The organism is Gluconacetobacter sacchari, from assembly GCF_014174255.1.
GTDB classification, from domain to species: domain Bacteria; phylum Pseudomonadota; class Alphaproteobacteria; order Acetobacterales; family Acetobacteraceae; genus Gluconacetobacter; species Gluconacetobacter sacchari.
Genome location: NZ_JABEQJ010000007.1, coordinates 138,690 through 159,528, shown reverse-complemented (window position 1 = coordinate 159,528; position 20,839 = coordinate 138,690). Strand labels below are relative to the sequence as shown.

Annotated in this window: 17 protein-coding genes and 1 pseudogene; 10 read left to right on the top strand and 8 right to left on the bottom strand. The window is 68.8% G+C overall.

Annotated features, from left to right (window positions below; genetic code table 11):
- Both HLH48_RS07645 and HLH48_RS07640 read left to right on the top strand, forming a co-directional pair.
- On the top strand, positions 1–1,869 hold a 1,869-nt coding region (locus tag HLH48_RS07645; protein WP_182996891.1), incomplete at its 5' end, for a DNA translocase FtsK.
- Positions 1,862–2,572, top strand: a complete 711-nt coding sequence (locus HLH48_RS07640) for an RluA family pseudouridine synthase (protein ID WP_182996890.1) — start codon at positions 1,862–1,864, stop codon at positions 2,570–2,572. The genes HLH48_RS07645 and HLH48_RS07640, both read left to right, overlap by 8 nt.
- 19 nt (positions 2,573–2,591) lie before the next feature.
- On the opposite strand, the gene HLH48_RS07635 is transcribed toward HLH48_RS07640, so the two are convergent.
- Positions 2,592–3,143, bottom strand: coding sequence for a hypothetical protein (locus HLH48_RS07635; protein WP_246387105.1), 552 nt, complete (start codon positions 3,141–3,143; stop codon positions 2,592–2,594).
- A 198-nt stretch (positions 3,144–3,341) separates the two neighbouring features.
- Between HLH48_RS07635 and HLH48_RS07630 the strand changes: the two genes are divergently transcribed.
- A complete protein-coding gene (locus tag HLH48_RS07630) occupies positions 3,342–3,590 on the top strand; it encodes a DUF3126 family protein (RefSeq protein ID WP_182996889.1) in 249 nt (82 codons plus the stop codon).
- A 15-nt stretch (positions 3,591–3,605) separates the two neighbouring features.
- On the opposite strand, the gene HLH48_RS07625 is transcribed toward HLH48_RS07630, so the two are convergent.
- Positions 3,606–4,223, bottom strand: coding sequence for a DUF2939 domain-containing protein (locus tag HLH48_RS07625; protein ID WP_246387102.1), 618 nt, complete (start codon positions 4,221–4,223; stop codon positions 3,606–3,608).
- A 168-nt stretch (positions 4,224–4,391) separates the two neighbouring features.
- Between HLH48_RS07625 and HLH48_RS07620 the strand changes: the two genes are divergently transcribed.
- From HLH48_RS07620 to pyk, 4 genes are all read left to right on the top strand, one after another.
- Entirely contained in the window at positions 4,392–5,240 is an 849-nt protein-coding gene (locus HLH48_RS07620) for a HesA/MoeB/ThiF family protein (RefSeq protein ID WP_182996887.1), read from the top strand.
- Positions 5,230–5,622: a DsrE family protein gene (locus tag HLH48_RS07615; RefSeq protein WP_182996886.1), complete on the top strand. Its 393-nt coding sequence runs from the start codon at positions 5,230–5,232 to the stop codon at positions 5,620–5,622. Before HLH48_RS07620 ends, HLH48_RS07615 begins: the two co-directional genes overlap by 11 nt.
- A 79-nt stretch (positions 5,623–5,701) precedes the next feature.
- Positions 5,702–6,709, top strand: a complete 1,008-nt coding sequence (locus HLH48_RS07610) for an SH3 domain-containing protein (protein WP_182996885.1) — start codon at positions 5,702–5,704, stop codon at positions 6,707–6,709.
- A gap of 72 nt (positions 6,710–6,781) precedes the next feature.
- Positions 6,782–8,233, top strand: a complete 1,452-nt coding sequence (gene pyk, locus HLH48_RS07605; protein ID WP_182996884.1) for a pyruvate kinase — start codon at positions 6,782–6,784, stop codon at positions 8,231–8,233.
- A gap of 425 nt (positions 8,234–8,658) precedes the next feature.
- Here pyk and HLH48_RS07600 read toward each other — a convergent pair whose 3' ends face one another.
- The 3 genes from HLH48_RS07600 to HLH48_RS07590 are packed head-to-tail and all read right to left on the bottom strand — an operon-like array spanning position 8,659 to position 14,509.
- Positions 8,659–10,173, bottom strand: a complete 1,515-nt coding sequence (locus HLH48_RS07600; RefSeq protein WP_182996883.1) for an efflux transporter outer membrane subunit — start codon at positions 10,171–10,173, stop codon at positions 8,659–8,661.
- Between the two features lie 4 nt (positions 10,174–10,177).
- On the bottom strand, positions 10,178–13,339 hold the full coding sequence (locus HLH48_RS07595; RefSeq protein WP_182996882.1) for an efflux RND transporter permease subunit: 3,162 nt from the start codon (positions 13,337–13,339) through the stop codon (positions 10,178–10,180).
- A gap of 6 nt (positions 13,340–13,345) precedes the next feature.
- Entirely contained in the window at positions 13,346–14,509 is a 1,164-nt protein-coding gene (locus HLH48_RS07590) for an efflux RND transporter periplasmic adaptor subunit (protein ID WP_182996881.1), read from the bottom strand.
- Between the two features lie 212 nt (positions 14,510–14,721).
- Here HLH48_RS07590 and HLH48_RS07585 point away from each other — a divergent pair, with 212 nt between their 5' ends.
- The 3 genes and pseudogenes from HLH48_RS07585 to HLH48_RS23660 all read left to right on the top strand — a co-directional run bounded on the left by HLH48_RS07585 (position 14,722) and on the right by HLH48_RS23660 (position 17,386).
- Positions 14,722–15,432 (top strand): TetR/AcrR family transcriptional regulator, encoded by a 711-nt coding sequence (locus HLH48_RS07585; protein ID WP_182996880.1) that lies wholly within the window; start codon positions 14,722–14,724, stop codon positions 15,430–15,432.
- Between the two features lie 232 nt (positions 15,433–15,664).
- Complete coding sequence (locus tag HLH48_RS07580; protein WP_182996879.1) at positions 15,665–17,107, top strand: MATE family efflux transporter; 1,443 nt, start codon at positions 15,665–15,667, stop codon at positions 17,105–17,107.
- A gap of 74 nt (positions 17,108–17,181) precedes the next feature.
- Positions 17,182–17,386: pseudogene (locus HLH48_RS23660) on the top strand (hypothetical protein).
- 46 nt (positions 17,387–17,432) lie between these two features.
- Here HLH48_RS23660 and HLH48_RS07575 read toward each other — a convergent pair.
- The 3 genes from HLH48_RS07575 to HLH48_RS07565 form a co-directional block, all read right to left on the bottom strand.
- Positions 17,433–18,365 carry an electron transfer flavoprotein subunit alpha/FixB family protein gene (locus HLH48_RS07575; RefSeq protein ID WP_182996878.1) on the bottom strand — a complete coding sequence of 311 codons (933 nt, stop codon included), beginning with the start codon at positions 18,363–18,365 and terminating at the stop codon, positions 17,433–17,435.
- Between the two features lie 2 nt (positions 18,366–18,367).
- On the bottom strand, positions 18,368–19,117 hold the full coding sequence (locus HLH48_RS07570; RefSeq protein ID WP_182996877.1) for an electron transfer flavoprotein subunit beta/FixA family protein: 750 nt from the start codon (positions 19,115–19,117) through the stop codon (positions 18,368–18,370).
- A gap of 82 nt (positions 19,118–19,199) precedes the next feature.
- On the bottom strand, positions 19,200–20,837 hold the full coding sequence (locus HLH48_RS07565; RefSeq protein WP_182996876.1) for an electron transfer flavoprotein-ubiquinone oxidoreductase: 1,638 nt from the start codon (positions 20,835–20,837) through the stop codon (positions 19,200–19,202).
- Between the last annotated feature and the right edge of the window lie 2 nt (positions 20,838–20,839).

Genomic DNA, 20,839 nt, shown 5'->3' with positions numbered 1-20,839 from the left:
CGGGCCGCCGCCCCGCCGGCGGCCCGCCTCCCCGCGCGCCCGTCGCTGGGGACCGGCTGGGTCCAGCCCCCCGGCATGGACGGCGCCGGCGACGACGAGGCGCCGCCCCTGCTGCTGGGCGGCCCCGCGACGCAGGACCTGACCCCCCGTCACGCGCCGGAGCCCGCCCGACCGCCCGCGCCGTCGCCATTGCCCACCTCCGAGGCCCCGCGCCCCTCGCTGATGAACCGGCTGTTCGGCAACCGCCCCGACCCGGCGGCACCACCCGCCGCCATTCCACGCGCGGCGCGCGACCCGGAAGACTACGCCCCCCCGCCCCGTTCCGACGGTCGCGACCCGTGGCGCCTGCCGCCGCTGGACCTGCTGAAACCCGCGCCGTCGCACGCCCAGACCGGCCCGTCGCAGGATGCCTTGCAGGCCAATGCGCGGCTGCTGGAAACCGTGCTGTCCGATTACGGCGTGCAGGGACAGATCGGGCAGATCCATGCCGGTCCCGTGGTCACGCTGTACGAGCTGGAGCCGGCGCCGGGCATCCGCTCGGCCCGGGTGATCGGCCTGGCGGACGACGTGGCGCGGTCGCTGTCGGTGCTGAGCGTCCGCATCGCCACCGTGCCGGGCCGCAACGTAATCGGCATCGAGGTGCCCAATGCGCGGCGCGAGACGGTGTACCTGTCCGAACTGTTCACCGACGACGCCTGGCACCATGCGTCGTCGCAGCTCTGCCTGGCGCTGGGCAAGGATATCGCCGGCGTGCCGGTCTATGGCGACCTGGCGCGCATGCCGCATCTGCTGATCGCCGGCACCACCGGGTCGGGCAAGTCGGTCGGCGTCAACGCGATGATCCTGTCGCTGCTGTTCCGCATGTCGCCCGAGGAATGCCGCCTGATCCTGATCGACCCCAAGATCCTGGAACTCTCCATCTACGAGGGCATCCCCCATCTGATGACGCCGGTGGTCACCGAGCCGACCAAGGCGGTCGCCGCCCTGAAATGGACGGTGCGGGAAATGGACCGCCGCTACCGCGCCATGTCGCATTTGCAGGTGCGCAATATCGGCGGCTACAACGACCGGGTGGCCGACGCCCGCCGGCGCGGCGAGGTCGTCTCGCGCCGCGTGCAGACCGGCTACGACCCCGAGACCGGCCGCCCGACCTTCGAGGAGCAGCAGCTCGCGCTCGAATCCTTGCCCTACATCGTCGTGGTGATCGACGAGATGGCGGACCTGATGATGGTCGCGGGCAAGGAAATCGAAACGGCGGTGCAGCGCCTGGCGCAGAAGGCCCGCGCGGCGGGCATCCATGTGATCATGGCGACGCAGCGCCCCTCGGTGGACGTGATCACCGGCACCATCAAGGCCAATTTCCCGACCCGCATCTCGTTCCAGGTCATCAGCAAGTTCGACAGCCGCACCATCCTGGGCGAACAGGGCGCCGAGCAGCTCCTCGGCCAGGGCGACATGCTGTACATGCAGGGCGGCGGCCGGATCACCCGCGTCCACGGCCCCTTCGTCGCCGACAGCGAGGTCGAGGACGTGGTGCGCTTCCTGCGCAGCCAGGGCGAGCCGATCTATAATGACGACGTGATCTCGGCCCAGGACGAGGACGGCGCGGCCGGCAGCAGCGGCGGCAAATCCTCCGGCAACGGGCTGAATGGCGGCTATGACGACGAAACCAGCCTGTTCGACCAGGCGGTCGCCGTCGTGGCGCGCGAGGGCAAGGCCTCGACCTCCTTCATCCAGCGCCACCTGTCGATCGGCTACAACCGCGCCGCCAAGATCATCGAGCAGATGGAAAAGGAAGGCATCGTCAGCCCGGCCAACCATGTCGGCCGGCGCGAAGTCCTGCTGCGCCGCACCCCGGACGATGAGTGACCCGGCAAGGCCGGTCCCGACCGACGGGCCCGGTCCCTTTCCGGTCCTGTTCCGCGATGCCCGCTTCCTGGTCATCGACAAGCCGCCGGGCCTGGCGGTGCATGCCGGCCCCGCCGGCGGCCCCTCGGTCGAGGATGCCTTTCCGCTGCTGTCGCGCCGCCCGGACGGGCCATGGCTGGCCCACCGGCTGGATCGCGATACCTCGGGCTGCCTGCTGATCGCCCTGCGCAAGCAGCCGCTGCTGGCCGCCCAGGCCGCCTTCGCGCGCGGACAGGCACGCAAGACCTACTGGGCCATCGTGCGCGGCCGCCCCGCCGCCGACAGCGGCACGGTGGCGATGACGATGGCCAAACAGTCGGACCAGCGGGGCTGGCGCATGGTCGAGGCCCCGACGGGCCAGGATTCGCGCACCGCATGGCGCGTTCTGGCCACCGACGGCCATCTGAGCTGGCTGGAGCTGCGCCTGCTCACCGGGCGCACCCACCAGGCCCGGCTGCATTGCGCCAGCCTGGGCTGCCCGATCCTCGGCGACCCGATCTATGGCGAGGCCACCGGCCGGGATAGCTCGATGCTGCACCTCATGAGCCGCGCACTGGCCCTGCCGCTGGAGCCGCCGGTCTCCGCCGTCGCCCCGCCGCCCGATCATATCCGCGCGGCCTTGGCGCGCCTGCCCGCGCTCCGCGGCGGACCCGACGGGGACTGAGACCCCGGCTCCGCGACATCTATCCGGGCGCGTCTTCCAGCGCGTGCAGGCAGTCGGCCCCCTGGTCGATCAGGTGAATGTCATGCACCGCCCGCAGCGCCGCGATCGTCCGCGGCCGCCAGGCCGCGGTTTCGCCCGCCGGCGCGCAGATCTCCCGGCCGGCCAGCGGGGTATCGTTCCGCCGGTCCAGCACCGCCAGCACCGCGCGCGGATTGCGGGGTAGCGCCCGGCGCAGCGCGCCCTGCAACGCACGGCCGGTCTGCGGATCCGCCACCGACATCAGGTCGGGCACCAGCGCGATCCAGCCGTCCCACCCCGCCGCCACTGCACGGCGCACGCGCGCCCATTCATGCTCCCGCGTCAGCATCCGCGCCACATCCCGCGCGCCGTCACGCCTGATCCGTTCGGCCAGCCTCCGCGCGCTCAGCGGCTGCGCCGCCTCCAGCGGGCCGAACGGCGCCGTGACCGCCTCGGCACCGATGGCGGGGAATGCCAGCACCAGGCCCATCACCAGCAGGACAAGGCGCGTCGGCAGGAGCAGGCGGCCAAACAGGGCACGACGGATGGACAAGCGGGCCTCCGGAACAGGATGCGGCAGAGACAGGAACATCAGAGGATTGCGGCAGGACGGGGGCTTTTCCACGACGCGACATGGTTGCGGGCGGGCCACCGAATGCCTATAGCGGGCGACATCAGATCGGGTACGGACGGCGTCCGCCCCGCGACCGGGCCGCGGCAGCGACCCACTCTTTCCGACAGAGAGCATTCCATGAGCAGCATGTCCGCCTCCGAAATCACCCGCCTGCAAGTGTGCCTGCGCCGCCTGCTGGGTTCGCCCGAACTGACGGTCAACCCCCCGCCGCGTGCGGGCCTGTCGGTCGAGGTCGCCGTCAAGGGTGAAATCATCGGCACCGTCCACCGCGACGAGGACGAAGGCGAAATCTCCTACGCCCTGCACATCACGATTCTGGAAGAAGACCTGCCCGCCGAGACGAACCCGGCCCGGGCGCGCCGCTGAACCCGCGCCTCTCCCTCAACGCGCCAGCAGGGCCAGCCGCGAAGGGGTGGCCGACGCCTCGGTCACCGGATGCTCGCTCCGGCTGGCCGGCAGGGCGACGTCGGTGATCTTCCAGCGCCATCCCTGAATCCGCATCTGCACGCGCAGCGGGGTCTCCCCCTCGTGACCCGGCATGACGGCACGGGCCTCGAAGATGTCGGGACGGAGGAAGCGGATACGGATGTGGCGCAGCATGACGACCGGCGAGACGGCGGAGACCGTTCCCGCCGCCGCCGGCATCACCTGCCCCATCAGCGTCTCGAGATTATCGGCATTCACATGCACGTCGACCGCCCGCGACACTGCCGCGACGGCGAAGGACGAGCCGAAATCCGGCAACTCGTCGTCATCGGCCGGCTGGGCGAGGATCCCGCTGGTGATCTGCGACTTCACGCTGGCCTGGACGGCGCGCCAGTTCAGGAAACCGCCGAGCGCGCGCGCGTCATGGGACTGGATGGCCGCCGAAACCGACCATAGCGTCACGAAGGGCGAGGCGACGAACAGGGACAGCGACATGACCAGCGTCACCGCGCAGATGCGCCGGGCCTGCTGCCGGCGAACGGCGACCATGTAACCGGCTGGCATCAGACGCATGAAACGGTTCATCGAAAAAATCGCCCCCTGTCGTGCCCTCGCAACATACGATAAACATATCCGCCATGCATGCGTTTCATGCCGTGCGAAACAAATTGTTATAAAAAGTCAGGCCGCAGGCCACATTTCCGCTGTAGGCGTGTGGGGCGCATCTCAGGACGGGGACGCATGATTCCTGATTTTTCCGAAGCCGAAATCCAGCGCTACGCCCGTCACATCCTGTTGCCGGAAATCGGCGGCACCGGGCAGGCCGCGCTACGCGCCGCCAGCGTGCTGATCGTGGGCGCCGGGGGCCTGGGCTCGCCGCTGGGCCTCTATCTCGCGGCGGCGGGCGTCGGCCGGATCGGACTGATCGACGACGACGTGGTGGATCTGTCGAACCTGCAACGCCAGATCGCCCACAGCACCGACCGCATCGGCCGGCCCAAGGTCGAGTCGGCGGCCGAGGCGATGCGGGCGGTCAATCCGCTGGTCCGGGTCGACACCCACGCGACGCGGCTGGATGCCGCCAACGCCCGGGCGCTGGTCGCGGGATACGACCTGGTCTGCGACGGCAGCGACAATTTCTCCACCCGCTATCTCGTCGCCGATGCCTGCGCGCTGGAACGGCGGACCCTGGTTTCCGCCGCCGTCCTGCGTTTCGAGGGACAGCTTTCCACCTTCCGCCCGCATCGCGGCGGCCCATGCTATCGCTGCCTCTATCCCGCTCCCCCGCGCGACGGCACAGTCCCGTCCTGCGCCGAGGCCGGGGTCTTCGGCGCGGTGACCGGGGTCATGGGCACCTTGCAGGCCACCGAGGCGCTGAAGGAACTGCTGGATATCGGCGACAGCCTGGCCGGCCGCCTGCTGGTCTGGGACGCGCTGGCGGCGCGCTTCCACACCATCCGCCTGTCCCCCGATCCGGACTGCCCGCTCTGCGGCGCCCACCCCACCATCCACGACCTGTCGGCCCACGCGGCCGACCCGGCGCCCGGCGGAGCCTGTGCCGTCGAAGCCTGTGCGGTCCATGTCCACTGACGCACCGCGCGACGGCCTCGCGATCCTGCTGCTCGATGGCGGCTACGAACGCGCGCATTACGCCCTGGTCCTGGCGGCGGGCGCGCTGGCCATCGACCGGCCGGTGCTGCTGTTCGCCTCCGGCCACGGTGTCCATGCCCTGGCGCAAGACTGGCACGGCCTGCGCGATGCCGGGTCCGACCGCGCGACCCAGGCCAGCGGCGTGGCGGGGTTCGATACGTTGCGCGAAGCCGTCCAGGCGCTGGACGGCACGCTGATGGCCTGCGAATCCGGCCTGCGCCTGGCCGGGCTGGCCGCCGCGTCCCTGCTGCCGGGCGTGATCGTGGCGGGTGTGCCCGCCTTTCTCGATGCCGCGCGCGGCCGCCAGATCATCAGCTTGTGACGGCGGTACCCGCCCCCCGGCGCGCCCGCGGTCGCAAATCCCCTTGCCGATCGGCGCGGGCCTTGGCAGGGATGCAGGCATGACGTCCGCTTCCATTCCCGTCCCCTCCCGCCGCGCCTTCCCGCACGGATGCCGCGGCTGGGCGCTGTGCGCGGCCCTGCTCGCCCCATTCGCCCACGCGGCGGCGGCCACGCCGGAGCCGGTCAAGACAGGCCACCATCATCATCGCGCCGCCACCACGACCCCATCGGCAACCAGCCCGCACCACACGCGGCATCGCCCGGCCGCCGCCCCCGCCACGGCGCATCACCACGGCCATCCCGCCGATCGGCACGCCGTCGCCCATCACCATTCCGCGATCCCGCCGCACACCCCGCGCACACGTCGCGCGGCGATCGCCGCGGCCCCGCTCGCGGCGGCCGCCGGTGCCGCGGCCGTCGCCATTCCGCCGGCCGCGACACCGGCCGAGCCGCCGCCGCCCACGGACAAGGGCACGATCACCGGCCTGCCGCTCCCGCGCTTCGCGGCCCTGCGCGCCGACGAGGTCAACATGCGCTCGGGCCCCGGGCAGCGTTACCCGATCGAATGGGTCTATCACCGCCGGAACCTGCCGGTGAAAATCGAGCGCGAGTTCGACGTCTGGCGCCTGGTCGAGGACTCGGACGGCCAGAAGGGCTGGGTGCATCAAGCCACCCTGGTAGGCACCCGCAGCTTCGTCGTTCCAGGCCTGCCGCCGGTCGATCCGGCCCCCGCGACGCCCCCGGCAGCCGCCGCCCCCCCCGCGACCGCCGTGCCGACCGCGCCCCCAGCAGCCAGCCCGCCGGCCGGCCATTTCGATAGCCGCGAGGTCGCGCGCCTGGCCGACCCGGCCGCCGCCGCCACGATTCCCGGCGCGGTGATGCTGCGCGCGGCCCCCGATGCCGGTGCCGCCCTCGTGGCGGTGCTGAAGCCCGGAACGGTCGGCATCCTCCATGGCTGCGCGGCCGGCACGACCTGGTGCCGTGTCAGCGTCCAACGTTACGCAGGCTGGCTGGACCGCCGGTCGGTCTGGGGCCTGCTGCCGCGGGAATCCCTGCAACCGTCCTGAAAACGGCGCGGACCGAACACGACCGCGCCTCGCAAACGGGTCGCGGACAAGATCCAGAAGGAGAAAACGCCCATGTCCACCGCCTCAGCCACCGCCTCAGTCTTCCACTCCCGCCGCACCAAGATCGTCTCGACCCTGGGGCCGGCCTCCTCCACCCACGCGATCATCCGCGCGTTGGCCGAGGCCGGGGCCGACGTCTTCCGCCTCAATTTCTCGCACGGCACCCATGCCGACCACGCCGCCCGCCACGAGATCATCCGCGCGGTCGAAGCCGAGCTGGGGCGGCCGATCGGCATCCTGGCCGACGTCCAAGGCCCCAAGCTGCGCGTGGGCACGTTCGAACAGGGCAAGGTCACGCTGCGGACGGGCGCCTTCTTCCGCCTGGACCTGGACGACGCTCCGGGCACCGAGCAGCGGGTGCGCCTGCCGCATCCCGAAATCATCCACGCCGCGACCGTCGGCAGCAACCTGCTGCTCGATGACGGCAAGCTGCGCCTGGTGGTGCGCGAGGTGGGCGTGGACCATCTGGAGACCGTCGTCGCGGTCGGCGGCGTGCTGTCCGACCGCAAGGGCGTGAACGTGCCCGACATCGTGCTGCCGATCCCCGCTCTGACCGACAAGGACCGCAAAGACCTCGATTTCGCCCTCGATCTCGGGGTCGATTATATCGGCCTGTCCTTCGTCCAGCGCCCCGAGGACGTGCAGGAGGCCCGCGCCATCGCCGGCGGCCGCGCCTGGATCATGACCAAGATCGAAAAGCCCCAGGCGATGGACAATCTGGACCAGATCGTCCGCCTGTCCGACGCGGTGATGGTCGCGCGCGGCGACCTGGGCGTCGAACTGCCGCCCGAGACGGTGCCGCTGGCGCAGAAGCACATCATCCGCCTGTGCCGCCAGTTGGGCAAGCCGGTCGTCGTGGCCACCCAGATGCTGGAAAGCATGATCCACGCCCCCACCCCGACCCGCGCCGAGGCTTCGGACGTCGCCACCGCCGTGTTCGACGGCGCCGACGCGGTCATGCTGTCGGCCGAAACGGCGGCCGGGCAGTTCCCCCTGGAGGCCGTCGGCATCATGAGCCGCATCGTCAACCGGGTCGAGGACGACACGGTCTGGCAGTCGATGATGCAAGCCAGTTGCCCGGCGCCGGAAGGCTTCGTCGCCGACGCCATCGCGGCGGCATCGGGCCAGATCGCCACCACCGTCGACGCGCGCGCCATCATCGCCTTCACCCTGGCGGGGGCCACCGCGCTGCGCATCTCGCGTGAGCGGCCGTCCTGCCCGGTCATCGGCCTGACCCCGACCGACGAGGTCGCGCGCCGCCTGTGCGTCGTCTGGGGCGTCACGGCCCAGTCGGTCGGGCAGGAAACGCCGGTACGCACGGTGGAGAACGTGGTCGATCAGGCGATCGAAGCCGCCGTCGCCAGCGGCGTGGCCCGGTCGGGCGACCGGATCGTGATCGCGGCGGGCCTGCCGTTCGGGGTGGCGGGCAGCACCAATACGTTGCGGGTGGCGGGCGTGCCGTAAGGATCGGGGGGCTCCGCCCCTCTCTGCCGGAAATGACAGAACCGCAGGTCGCCCAGCCAAGACAATAAAAACAAGACAATAAAAAAAGGTGCATCGCGAACGATGCACCTTTTTTTAAGTCAGTCCGAGGGTTCGATCCCTCGTTTTTAAGTCCCGCGATCATATCGCCACGGGTTTCTTGTTCTTACGAGTGGGCCGTTCCGGTCTTCTCACTCTGATGACCCCTTGATGAATGTTTTTTTTCTATCGGTCAAATGAAATATGCAAATAAATGCCGATTGATGATTTTGTTGCATCGCACAATACATGACGATGCTCAAGAAACGATCAGGCTCCATTCACTATTATTTTACGGTCGATATTCATGCCCATAAAAAAGGCGGGTCCCGAGGAACCCGCCTTGCACACCCGACCGTAACCGGCCTTCAGCCCGGCTTGACCGGGCCGGTATCGGCGCGGCCCGATGGCACGGTCCGTTCGGCCCAGCCGCCGCCCAACGCGCGATAGACGGTGATCAGGTTCTGATAGCGCGCCTCATGCACCGAAATCCGGCTCTGCTGCGCGCCATAGAGCGTCCGCTGCGCATCCAGCGTGTTCAGGTAGGAATCCACCCCGGCATCGAAACGCATCCGCGCCAGCCGGTAGGCATCGGCCGAGGACGCCACCAGCGCGTCAAGCTGGCGCGCCTGGTCCAGATAGGTCGCCCGCGCGGTCAGCGCGTCCGACACTTCGTGGAATGCCGTCTGGATCGCCTTTTCATACGCCGCCAGGCGCTGGTCGCGCAGCGCCTTGGACGCCTGGAGCGTGCCCTCGTTCTGCCCCCAGGTCAGCAGCGGGATCTGGATCTGGGGATTGATCCCGAACGTCGTGGCGCCCTGGCTGAACAGGTTGCGGAACTGCAGGCTGGACACGCCGTCCGACGCCGTCAGCGTCAGGCGCGGGAAGAAGGCAGCCCGCGCCGCGCCGATATCGTCGTTGGCCGATTTCAGCGAGAACTCGGCGGACTGGATGTCCGGCCGCCGGTCCAGCAGGTCGGACGGCAGGCCCGCCGGCAGGTCGGCCAGGATGGTCTGCTGGCCGAACGGCGCCGGGGCCGGCAGGTTGGCGGGCAGCGGCGCCCCGACCAGCAGCGCCAGCTCGTTCTCGTCCTGCGCCACCTGGCGCTGGTACTGGGCAAGGTTGGCCGCCGCCTGTTCCACCTGGGTCTCGACCTGGCGCAGGGTCAACTGGTTGGCCTCGCCGTGATCGAAGCCGGCCTGGGTCAGGCGCAGCGTCTCCTTCTGCGATGCCAGCGTCTGCACGGTCACTTTCATCTGCTCGCTGTCGGCCAGCCAGGCGACATAGGTCGTCGCGACCTGCGAGATCACGCTGATCAGCAGGCTGCGCTCGCTGGCGGCCTGGCTGAGGACCTGGTCCGCCGCCTCGCGCGACAGGCTGCGGATACGGCCGAACAGGTCGATCTCGTAGGACGAGAACCCGATCCCCGCCTGATAGAACTTGAAGACCCGGCCATCGCCATAGGGCTGCCCGCTCCGGCCCGCATCGAGACCCGGCGCGAAGCTGAGGCCCGCATGGCTCGACGGCGCCTGATAAAGCGCCGTCCCCGTCGACCCGATCTGCGGGAAGAGCGAGGCATGCTGCACCCGGTACTGGCCCTGCGCCTGCACCACGGCATAAGCCGCCGACCGCAGGTCGCGATTCTCCCGCACCGCGAGCGCGATCAGCGCCTGGAGCCGCTTGTCCACGAAGAAATCGCGCCAGCCGAGGTCCGAAGCCGCCGTGCCGATCTGCCCGGATGCGGCGGCATGATAAGCCGCTCCCTGCGGCCAGGCCGATGCGACCGGCAAGGCCGGCCGCTTGTAGTCGGGGATCATCGTGCATCCCGACAGCGCCGCCAGGGCCAGCAGCCCGGCCCGGCGCGGAGAAAGAAACCCGTTCATGAACTCAGCTCTCCTGGCCGGACGGCCCGGCGGGACGGGATAGATCGGCATGCGGGTCCACGCGGTCCTTCACCCGGCGAACCCGGAACAGCCGCAGCACCAGCACGAAGAACAGCGGTACGAAATAGATGGCCAGCAGGGTGGCCGACAGCATGCCCCCCACCACGGCGGTGCCGATCGCAACGCGCGCGCCCGACCCCGCCCCCGTCGAGATCGCCAGCGGAAACACACCGCAGACGAAGGCGATCGAGGTCATCAGGATCGGCCGCAGCCGCTCGCGCCCCGCGTTGACCACGGAGTCCAACAGGCTCTCCCCGGACTCGAAGAAGGCCTTGGCGAATTCCACGATCAGGATCGCGTTCTTCACCGCCAGCCCCACCGTGGTCAGCAGCCCCACCTGGAAATAGACGTCGTTGTCCAGGCCCCGCCACAGCGTGGCCGCGAGCGCGCCCAGCACGCCCAGCGGAATGACCAGCATCACCGCCAGCGGCACCGCCCAGCTTTCGTACAGCGCGGCCAGGCAGAGCAGGATCACCGTCCCGGCCAGCGCATAGAGCGGGCCGGTCGAGCCACCCGACGCCATCTGCTCGAACGACAGGCCCGTCCATTCATAGCCAATGCCCGGCGGCAGCTTCGCCAGCGCGTCCTTGATCGCGACCATCGCGGTGCCGGTGCTGTAGCCCGCCGAAGGCTGGCCCAGGATTTCATAGGCGTTCAGGCCGTTATAATCCTCGACCTTCTGCGGGCCCACCACCCAGTGGCCCGAGGCGATCGCGTTGAAGGGCACCAGCCCGTTGGCCACGTTGCGCACGTACCATTTGCCCAGATCGTCGGGCAACATCCGCGCGTCGGGCTCGCCCTGGATATAGACCTGCTTCACCCGGTCATCGCGCATGAACTGGTTGACATAGATCGAGCCCAGCGCACCCTCGATCATCGTGTTGATCTCGGCATTGGTCACGCCCAGCGCGTTCGCCTTCTCACGGTCGATATCGAGCTTGTATTGCGGCGCGTCCTCCAGGCCGTTGGGCCGCACCGCCATCAGGCGCGGGTCCTTGGCGCCCGCCATCAGGATCTGGTTGCGCGCGGCCAGCAGCTTTTCATGCCCCACATGGCCACGGTCCTCCAGTTCCAGGTCGAAGCCGGTCGCGTTGCCCAGTTCCAGCACGGCGGGCGGGTTGATGGCGAAGATCTGGGCCTCGGGATCGCCCCAGAAATGCATCATCACCCGCATCGCGATCGCCGAGGACGAGCGCGCGGCCCCGGGCCGCAGGTCCCAGTCCTTCAGCCGGATGAAGAAGGCACCGGCATTCTGGCCCTGGCCCGCGAAGTTGAACCCGTTCATCGCGAAGACCGACACCACGTTGTCGCTTTCGCTCTTCAGGACATAGTCGGTGATCTTCCGGTTGACGGCGGCCGTCTGCTCCTTGGTCGCGCCCGGCGGCATCGTCACCTGGCCGAAGATCAGGCCCTGGTCCTCATCCGGCAGGAAGCCCAGGGGCAGCCGGGCGAACAGGACCACCACCAGCCCGGTCAGCATCACGTACAGCACCAGCGAGACGGCGCTGCGCGCCAGCATCCAGCGCACGCCGGACTGGTAGCCCGCATTGACCCGGGCGAAGGCGCGGTTGAACCACCCGGCCGGGCCGCGCGTCTTCTCATGCGTGCCGGGCTTGAGCATCGTGGCGCACAGGGCGGGCGTCATGATCAGCGCCACCAGCACCGACAGCCACATCGCCGCGACGATCGTGATCGAGAACTGGCGATAGATCACACCGGTCGAGCCGCTGAAGGCCGCCATCGGCAGGAACACCGCCGTCAGCACCAGCACGATGCCGACCAGCGCGCCCGAGATCTCGTCCATCGAGACCCGCGCCGCCTCCCGGGGCGAGAGCTTCTTCTCCGACATCACGCGCTCGACATTCTCGACCACCACGATGGCGTCGTCGACCAGCAGGCCCACCGCCAGCACCATGGCCAGCATGGTCAGCGTGTTGATCGAGAAGCCGAGCGCCGCGAGGATGCCGAACGTGCCCAGCAGCACGACCGGCACCGCGATGGTCGGGATCAGGGTGGCGCGGAAATTCTGCAGGAAGATCAGCATCACCACGAAGACCAGCGCGATCGCTTCCATCAGCGTGATGACGACTTCCTTGATCGACAGGACGATGAAGGGCTCGGTATCCAGCGGATAGACGAGCTTCAGCCCGGGCGGGAAGAATTTCTCGAGCTGCGCCAACTCGGCGCGGACCGCCGTTTCGGTCGTGAGCTGGTTCGCGCCCGGCGCCAGTTTCAGCGCCATGCCGACGCTCGGCCGGTTGTTGAAGAACGAGCTGATATTATAAGTCTGCGGTCCCAGCTCCACCCGCGCGACATCGCGGATGCGCACCTGCGAGCCGCCCTGGGCCACGCGCAGCAGGATATTGCCGAATTCCTCGGGCGAGGTCAGGCGGGTCGGACCGATGATGGTGGCGTCCAGCCGCGCGCCCGGCTTCGCCGGCAGGCCGCCGATCTCACCCGACGAGATCTGGATGTTCTGCTCCTGCAACGCCGTCTGCACGTCGCTGATCGTCATGCCGTATTTGAACAACTTGCCGGGGTCCAGCCAGATGCGCATGGCATATTCGGAGCCGAACATCGTGTGATCGCCCACGCCCGAGACGCGGCTGATCGGATCGGACACGTTCGAGGCCACGTAATCGGCGATATCGAAGCCCGACATGCTGCCGTCGGTGGAGATGAAGGCCAGCACCAGCATGAAGTTCTTGACCGCCTTGGTCACGGTCAGGCCCTGGGCGGTGACTTCGGTGGGCAGGCGCGGCTGGGCAAGCTGGAGCTTGTTCTGCACCTGGACCTGCGCGATATCGGGGTTGGTCCCCTGCGCGAAGGTCAGGTCGATTTCCATCTGGCCGCTGGCGTAGGACTGCGCCGAGACATATTCCAGATGGTCCAGGCCGTACATCTGTTGCAGGATCGGCCGGACCACGGTGTTGTTCACCGTCTCGGCCGACGCCCCGGGATAGGTCACGGTGATCGCGATCTGCGGCGGCGCGATCGAGGGATACTGGGCAATCGGCAGGCGGAAGATCGAAACCGCCCCCACCAGCATGATCACCAGCCCGATGACCCATGCGAAGATGGGCCGGTCAATGAAGAAGCGCGACATGGGTTCTTATCCCGCCTTGCCCTGGGGGGCAGGCCCGGCGGCCGCCTCGGTGGGGGAGACGGTGTCTCCGGGGTGGATCTTCTGCAAGCCGCTGACCACGACCCGCTCGCCCGGCTTCAGCCCGTCGGTGACGATCCAGTCGGTCCCGACCGCGGGGCCGGTCGTGATCCCGCGAATGGCGGCCTTGTTGTCCGCGCCCACGACGATCACCGTCGGGTCGCCGTGCGAATTGCGGGTCACCGCAGCCTGCGGCACGCGCAGCGCCGACGGGTCGACGCCTTCCTCCAGCCTGGCATGCACATACATGCCCGGCAGCAGCATATGGGCCGCATTGGGCATCACCGCGCGGACCACGACGGTCGCCGTCGTCTCGTCCACGTTCACTTCCGAGAATTCCAGCCGGCCCGGCTGCTCGTAGGTGCTGCCATCCTCCAGCGTCAGGGTGACGGTGGCGGCATCCTGGCCGGCGCGCTGCAACCGGCCCTCCTGCAACTCGCGCCGCAGTTCGAGCAGCCGCGTCGCCGGCAGGTTCACGTCCACATAGATCGGGTCCAGCCGCGTGACGATCGACAGGTTGCTGGTCTGTCCCACCGTGGCCAGCGCGCCGACCGTCATCAGCGAGCGGCCGATCCGTCCGGAAATCGGCGACAGCACGCGGGTATAGTTCAGGTTGACCATGGCGCTTTCGACATTCGCGCGCGCCTGGGCGATATCGGCGTCGGCCTCGCGCGCCGCGGCGGTGGCGTCGTCATAATCCTGCCGGCTGACGGCATGCTCGCGCACCAGCGGTCCATAGCGGTCCAGCTTCGCCTGCGCCGTCACCCGCGCCGCCTGCGCATGCAGAAGCTGCGCCTTGGCCGAGTCATAGACCGCCTGATAGGCCGACGGATCGATCTGGTAGAGCTGCTGGCCGGCCGTGACGTCGGTCCCTTCGACGAACAGCCGCTTCTGGATCACGCCGTTCACCTGCGGACGCACCTGGGCGATCTCGATCGCCTCGGTGCGGCCCGGCAGGTCGGTGGTGACGCTGAACGGTGCCGCGCGCAGGGTCACCACGCCGACCTGTTGCGGCGGTGGCGCGTGGGGCGCCGCCTTGCGCTGGCATCCGGCCAGCGCAAGGGACGCGCAGGCGACGAGAAGGACGGCACGATGGGGACGGGGGTACGTCATTGCTTGATTGAACCCTGCGAAAACATAGGTCGCCGGCCCTGGCCGGGAAACGGCGCCACGGAGCCATGACCCCGCGAAACCGTCCCATGCAACACCGGCATATGGAAACTGAGTGGTTTTCTTGATTGGAAACTATTTCGTTTCTAAACTCCGGTCAATGCCTGCCCGCCAGGCGCCAAGCCGGGACCCCGCGACAGGAAGGAACCACCGAAATGCCCGCTACCGGGGCGACGATATCGGATCTCGTGCGCGTCCATTCCCGTGCGCACCCGCCCTGTTCCGACAGGCGATGCGCTGGCCGCCCGCCCGTGCTGGAAGGTGGCGAGCGGCGGGAACTGATCCTCAACGCGGCCTGCCAGATTCTGGACGATCACGGCTACCACAGCGCCTCGATGGACAAGCTGGCGCATATGTCGGGCATGTCCAAGAAGACCATCTACCAGATGTTCGCCTCCAAGGAAGACCTGTTCCGCACCCTCATCAGCGAGCGGCTTTTCGACATCAAGCGCATGGCGGTCCACTGCCCGGCCGGCATCACGCCCGAGGCCGAGCTGGTCCATATCCTCGTAACGATCGCAACCCGCGTTCTGGCGCCGGAGCGGATGTGCCTGGTCCGCGCCATCGTCGGCGAAATCCGCGATTCCGCCGAGATCCGCCGCATCATGCAGAGCATCGAACTGTGCGGGAACAGCAACCAGATCGAGGAATGGCTGCTGCGGCAGCAGGCGGCTGGAACCTGGCCCATCGACGATGTCGAGGACCTGGCCATCGGCCTGTTCAACATGACGGTGGGCAAGCTGATCCTCGGCGAGCTGTTCCATGCGCGCGCACTGGTGAGCCTGTCGGAGATCGAGGCCAATATCCGCCGCTGGGTGCGCATTTTCCTCGCCGGGCTGTCGGCCATCGAACCCGGCCGTTCCTGACCGCCGCGCCCTCGCCACGGGGCCCGTGACGGCACCTCTCCCACGCGTCCGTCCCCCGGCGCCGTAACGCCGCAACGGCCCGCCTTCCGCGCGGTTCCCGCACGATCGGGCTTTCGCGCGGCGCGAAAGCGGCTATCATCGCGCCAATGATCCCAGGACCCTCAGCCGGGGCCGCGCGCGGCACCAGGGGCGCGGCAGAACGCGCAGCCGGGGCGGACGAGGACGCCACCCGATGAGCGCCTGCCGTCCCGCCCGCTTCTGCACGGGCAACATCATGCGTCACGTCGTCGTCATGGCCGGCACCGGAGCGATCGGGCTCATGGCGGTGTTCGCGGTCGACCTGCTGAACCTGTTCTATATCTCGCGCCTGAACGATCCGGCGCTGACGGCGGCGATCGGCTTCACCGGCGCGGTCGGCTATGTCCAGATCGCGGTCTCGATCGGCATGTCGATCGGCCTGGGCGCCGTCACCGCCCGTCAGATCGGCGCCGGCCGGCACGACCGCGCGCGACGCATCGCCTCCTCCTGCCTGCTGGTCATGACGGTCGTCATGGTTGCGCTGGGGCTGGCGACGGCGCTCTTTTCCACGCCGATCCTGCATCTGTTCGGCGCGAAGGGCCGGGTGGCGGAGCAGGCCGGCCAGTATATCAACATCGTCTCGCCCGCCCTGTGGCTCGTCGCGGCAGGCATGGGCTGCTCCAGCCTGCTGCGCGCGGTCGGCGATGCCAGGCAGTCGATGAACGTCACCCTGATCGGCGCGCTGGCCTCGGCCATGCTCGATCCGCTGCTGATCTTCTGGCTGCATCTGGGGCTGGCGGGCGCCGCCATCAGCACCATCCTGTCCCGGGCGCTCGTCGCGTTTCTGGGCTACGTGGCGGTGCGGCGGCACGACCTGCTGGCCATGCCCTGCACCCGCTATATCCTGCACGACGCCCGGCTGGTCGGCGGCGTGGCGATGCCGGCGATCCTGACCAACCTCGCCACCCCCATCGGGGGCCTGTTCGTCACCCGCGCCATGGCCACGTTCGGCCTGGCGGCGGTGGCCGGCCAGGCGACGATCGACCGGATCGTCCCGGTCGCCTTCGCCTTCGTCTTCGCCCTGACCGGGTCGGTCGGGCCGATCATGTCGCAGAACCAGGGCGCCGGCCAGCTAGACCGCGTGCGCCAGACGCTGGTCGCGGCACTCAAGCTGGTCGCGATCTGCGTCGCGCTGACCTGGGCGATCCTGCTGCCGGCCCAGGACCTCGTGGTGCGGGCCTTCGCCGCCCAGGGCACCACGGCGGACCTGATCCGCCTGTTCTGTACCTGGACCGTCGGCGGCTACCTGTTCATCGGCATGCTGTTCGTCGCCAACACGGCCTTCAACAATCTGGGGTTTCCGCTCTATTCGACGCTGTTCAACTGGGGGCGGGCGACGCTGGGCACGCTTCCCTTCGTCTGGATCGGCACGCGTTTCGGCCCGTGCGGCGTGCAGGTCGGGCAGGTGCTGGGCAGCGTCGTCTTCGGCACCTGGGCCGTACTGACGGCCTTCTCGGTCGTGCATAACCTCAAGCCCGGACGGATCATCCCCGGCCTGGCCACCGAACTGCCGGGCCGCACCGCCAAGAGCGCCATGGCCGAGCTGAACGAACTGGACGAGGAGGAACAGATCGCCGACGACGCCGCGAAGGCCTGAATCGCCTGTCCTTTTTTAAAAAAGAACCCGAAACGCGCGCATATCGATTCTTCGCCCATGGGAGAACGCCCGCCATGCCCCGACTGACCGAAGCAGAACGCGACACCCTGCCGGACGACGCCTTCGCGCTCCCCCGGCCGCCGGTATCCGATCCCCGACGCCGCCCACGCCCGCGACGCGCTGGCCCGCGCCAGCGAAATGCGCCATGCGGGCCATCTGACCCAGGACGAGTACGAGACGATCGTCCACCGCGCCCGCGCGGTGCTGGGCGAGGATTAGGGGCGGCTTGCAAACCGCCGCCCGGCCCCGTGCTCAGGCCCCGTGCTCAGCCCGCCTTGTCCAGCGCCGCCTCAAGCTGCGGCAGAACCTCGAACAGGTCGCCGACCAGCCCGTAATCCGCCACCTGGAAGATCGGCGCCTCGGGGTCCTTGTTGATCGCGACGATCACCTTGCTGTCCTTCATCCCGGCCAGATGCTGGATCGCGCCCGAAATCCCCACGGCGATATACAGGTCCGGCGCCACGATCTTGCCGGTCTGCCCCACCTGGTAGTCATTGGGCACGAAGCCCGCATCGACGGCGGCGCGCGAGGCGCCGATGGCCGCCCCCAGCCGGTCGGCCAGCGGGTTCAGCAGCTTGAAGTTCTCTTCGTTCTGCATGCCCCGGCCACCCGAGACGATCACCCGCGCCGATTCCAGCTCGGGCCGCTCGGACTGCGACAGCGCGATCGAGACGAACGTCGACAGCACGGGCCCTTCCGGCACCACCACCTGCTCGATCGGCGCCGCGCCGCCCTCGGCCGGCGCCGGGTCGAAGGACGAGGCCCGCACCGTCAGCACCTTCTTCGCGTCCGACGATTTCACCGTGGCCAACGCGCTGCCGGCATAGATCGGGCGCACGAACGTATCGGCATCGACGATCGACACCACGTCCGGAATCGGCTGCACGTCCAGCAGGGCGGCGGCACGCGGCAGGATATTCTTCCCGCTGGCGCCGGAGGCCGCGACGATGTGGCTGTAGCCGGGGGCCAGGTCGGCGATCACCGCCGCCAACGGCTCGGCCAGCTCATGCGCGGCGGCCGCACCGGCCGCGCGCAGCACCTTGGCCACGCCGTCGATCCGCGCCGCGGCATCGGCCACGGCGGCATCGCCCGTCACCAGCGCATGCACCTCGCCCAGCGCCCGCGCCGCCGTCACGGCCGACCGCGACGCCTGGCGGATGGCACCGGATTCATGATCCAGGAAAACGAGTACGGCCATGATCAGATCACCTTCGCTTCGTTGCGCAGACGCGCCACCAGGTCGGCGGCGGATTCGACCCTGATGCCCTGCTGACGCGCCGGCGGCTCGGCCACCGAGACGATGGTCAGGCGCGGCGTCACATCCACCCCCAGATCGCCGGGCGCGATCGTCTCCAACGGCTTCTTGCGCGCCTTCATGATGTTGGGCAGCGAGGCATAGCGCGGCTCGTTCAGCCGCAGGTCGGCGGTCACGATCGCCGGCAGCGTCAGCGCCAGCGTCTCCAGCCCGCCATCGACCTCGCGCGTCACGCTTGCCCTGCCATCCGCGATCTCGATCCGGCTGGCGAACGTGCCCTGGGCCCAGCCCAGCAGGCCGGCCAGCATCTGGCCGGTGGCATTCATGTCGTCGTCGATCGCCTGCTTGCCCAGCAGCACCAGGTCGGGGCTTTCCTTCGCCACCAGCGCCTTCAGGATCTTGGCGACGCCCAGCGGTTCCACCGCCACATCGGTCAGGACCAGGATCGCCCGGTCCGCGCCCATCGCCATCGCGGTGCGCAGCGTGTCCTGCGCCTGCTGCACGCCGACCGACACCGCCACCACCTCGGTCGCGATGCCCTTTTCCTTCAGGCGCACCGCTTCCTCGATCGCGATCTCGTCGAACGGGTTCATCGACATCTTCACGCCGGCGGTTTCGACACCCGTGCCGTCCGCCTTCACGCGCGGCTTGATGTTGAAATCGATCACACGCTTTACGGGAACAAGAACCTTCATGGACCTCTTCGCCTGTCTGTCAGCGGAAATGTGGAGCATTCACCTCGGGGAGGGCGTCCCCATAGCGCATTTCATCAAAAAATCACATCCCGCCGGGATAGTTCGGCCCACCGGCGCCCTCGGGCACGCACCAGTCGATATTCTGCGCCGGGTCCTTGATGTCGCATGTCTTGCAATGCACGCAGTTCTGCGCGTTGATCTGGAGGCGCGGCGCGGTCTCGACATCCACGGCCTCGTAGACCCCGGCCGGGCAATACCGGCTTTCGGGCACGCGGAACACATCCCAGTTCACCGTCCGCCACAGCGCCTCGTTGCGCAGCTTCAGATGAACCGGCTGGTCCTCCTCATGATTGGTGGCGGACAGGAACACTGAGGACAGCTTGTCGAAGGTGATCCTGCCGTCCGGCTTGGGATAGGCGATCGGCGGCGACTGGGTGGCGGATTCCAGCACCTCGTTGTCCGCATGCCGATGATGCAGCGTCCACGGCGCCCGGCCGCGCAGCAGCATGGCGTCGATGCCCGCATAGAGCGCGCCCCCCTTCATGCCGAAGCGCGCGAAGGCCGGGCGCACATTGCGTACGGCGCGCAGTTCCTCCCACAGCCAGGATTTGCGCACGCGGGCGGTGTACGACGCCGGCTCCGCCCGGCCGCCCGCCATCGCCTCGGCCACCGCCTCGGCGGCCAGCATGCCGGATTTCATCGCGGTATGGGTGCCCTTGATCTTGGGCACGTTCAGGAATCCGGCCGTGTCGCCGATCAAGGCCCCGCCAGGGAAGGTCAGGCGCGGAACCGACTGGATTCCCCCCTCCGACAGCGCCCGCGCCCCATAGGCGATGCGCCGCCCGCCCTCGAAGGTGGGCCGGAAGGACGGATGCAGCTTCAGGCGCTGCATCTCGTCGAACGGCGACAGCCAGGTATTGGGATAATCCAGCCCGACCACGAAGCCGTACGAGACCAGGTTCTCGCCGAAATGATACATCCAGGCGCCGCCATAGGTCCGGTCGTCCAGCGGCCAGCCGAAACTGTGCTGCACCAGCCCGGGGCGATGCTGGCCGGCCGGCACCTCCCACAGTTCCTTGATCCCCAGGCCATAGGTCTGCGGGTCCACGCCCTTGCGCAGGTTGTACAGCGCCATCAGCCGCTTGGTCAGCGACCCCCGGCACCCTTCGGCGAACAGGGTATATCTCGCGCGCAGTTCCATCCCCGGGGCATAGTTCGGCCCCGGCTCGCCATCGCGGCCGATCCCCATGTCGCCCGTCACCACGCCCGCGACGCGCCCGTCCTCGACCAGCAGGTCCGCGCCGGCGAAGCCGGGATAGATCTCCACCCCCATCTCCTCGGCCCGCCCGGCCAGCCAGCGGCAGACATCGCCCAGGCTGACGATGTAATTGCCGTGGTTGCGCATGTGCGGCATCACCCGGTCCAGCATCGGCACCGTGTAGCCCCGGCTTTCGGTCAGGAAGAGCATCGCCTCCTCCGTCACCGGCGTGTCCAGCGGCGCGCCGGTCTCGCGCCAGTCGGGCAGCAATTCGTCCAGCGCGCGCGGCTCGATCACCGCGCCGGACAGGATATGGGCGCCGATCTCGCTGCCCTTCTCGATCAGGCACACCGTGGCCTGCGGCACGAGCTGCCGCAGCCGGATCGCCGCCGCCAGACCGGACGGGCCGCCCCCGACAACGACAATATCGAATTCCATCGTCTCGCGCGCGTGTTCGGTCATCG

Coding starts and splice junctions, on each gene's coding strand:
- HLH48_RS07640 (WP_182996890.1), top strand. CDS start 1,862: ATGAGTGACCCGGCAAGGCCGGTCCCGACCGACGGGCCCGGTCCCTTT.
- HLH48_RS07610 (WP_182996885.1), top strand. CDS start 5,702: ATGACGTCCGCTTCCATTCCCGTCCCCTCCCGCCGCGCCTTCCCGCAC.
- HLH48_RS07600 (WP_182996883.1), bottom strand. CDS start 10,173: ATGAACGGGTTTCTTTCTCCGCGCCGGGCCGGGCTGCTGGCCCTGGCG.
- HLH48_RS07595 (WP_182996882.1), bottom strand. CDS start 13,339: ATGTCGCGCTTCTTCATTGACCGGCCCATCTTCGCATGGGTCATCGGG.
- HLH48_RS07625 (WP_246387102.1), bottom strand. CDS start 4,223: ATGCGTCTGATGCCAGCCGGTTACATGGTCGCCGTTCGCCGGCAGCAG.
- HLH48_RS07630 (WP_182996889.1), top strand. CDS start 3,342: ATGAGCAGCATGTCCGCCTCCGAAATCACCCGCCTGCAAGTGTGCCTG.
- HLH48_RS07620 (WP_182996887.1), top strand. CDS start 4,392: ATGATTCCTGATTTTTCCGAAGCCGAAATCCAGCGCTACGCCCGTCAC.
- HLH48_RS07590 (WP_182996881.1), bottom strand. CDS start 14,509: ATGACGTACCCCCGTCCCCATCGTGCCGTCCTTCTCGTCGCCTGCGCG.
- HLH48_RS07615 (WP_182996886.1), top strand. CDS start 5,230: ATGTCCACTGACGCACCGCGCGACGGCCTCGCGATCCTGCTGCTCGAT.
- HLH48_RS07580 (WP_182996879.1), top strand. CDS start 15,665: ATGAGCGCCTGCCGTCCCGCCCGCTTCTGCACGGGCAACATCATGCGT.
- HLH48_RS07565 (WP_182996876.1), bottom strand. CDS start 20,837: ATGACCGAACACGCGCGCGAGACGATGGAATTCGATATTGTCGTTGTC.
- HLH48_RS07570 (WP_182996877.1), bottom strand. CDS start 19,117: ATGAAGGTTCTTGTTCCCGTAAAGCGTGTGATCGATTTCAACATCAAG.
- pyk (WP_182996884.1), top strand. CDS start 6,782: ATGTCCACCGCCTCAGCCACCGCCTCAGTCTTCCACTCCCGCCGCACC.
- HLH48_RS07585 (WP_182996880.1), top strand. CDS start 14,722: ATGCCCGCTACCGGGGCGACGATATCGGATCTCGTGCGCGTCCATTCC.
- HLH48_RS07575 (WP_182996878.1), bottom strand. CDS start 18,365: ATGGCCGTACTCGTTTTCCTGGATCATGAATCCGGTGCCATCCGCCAG.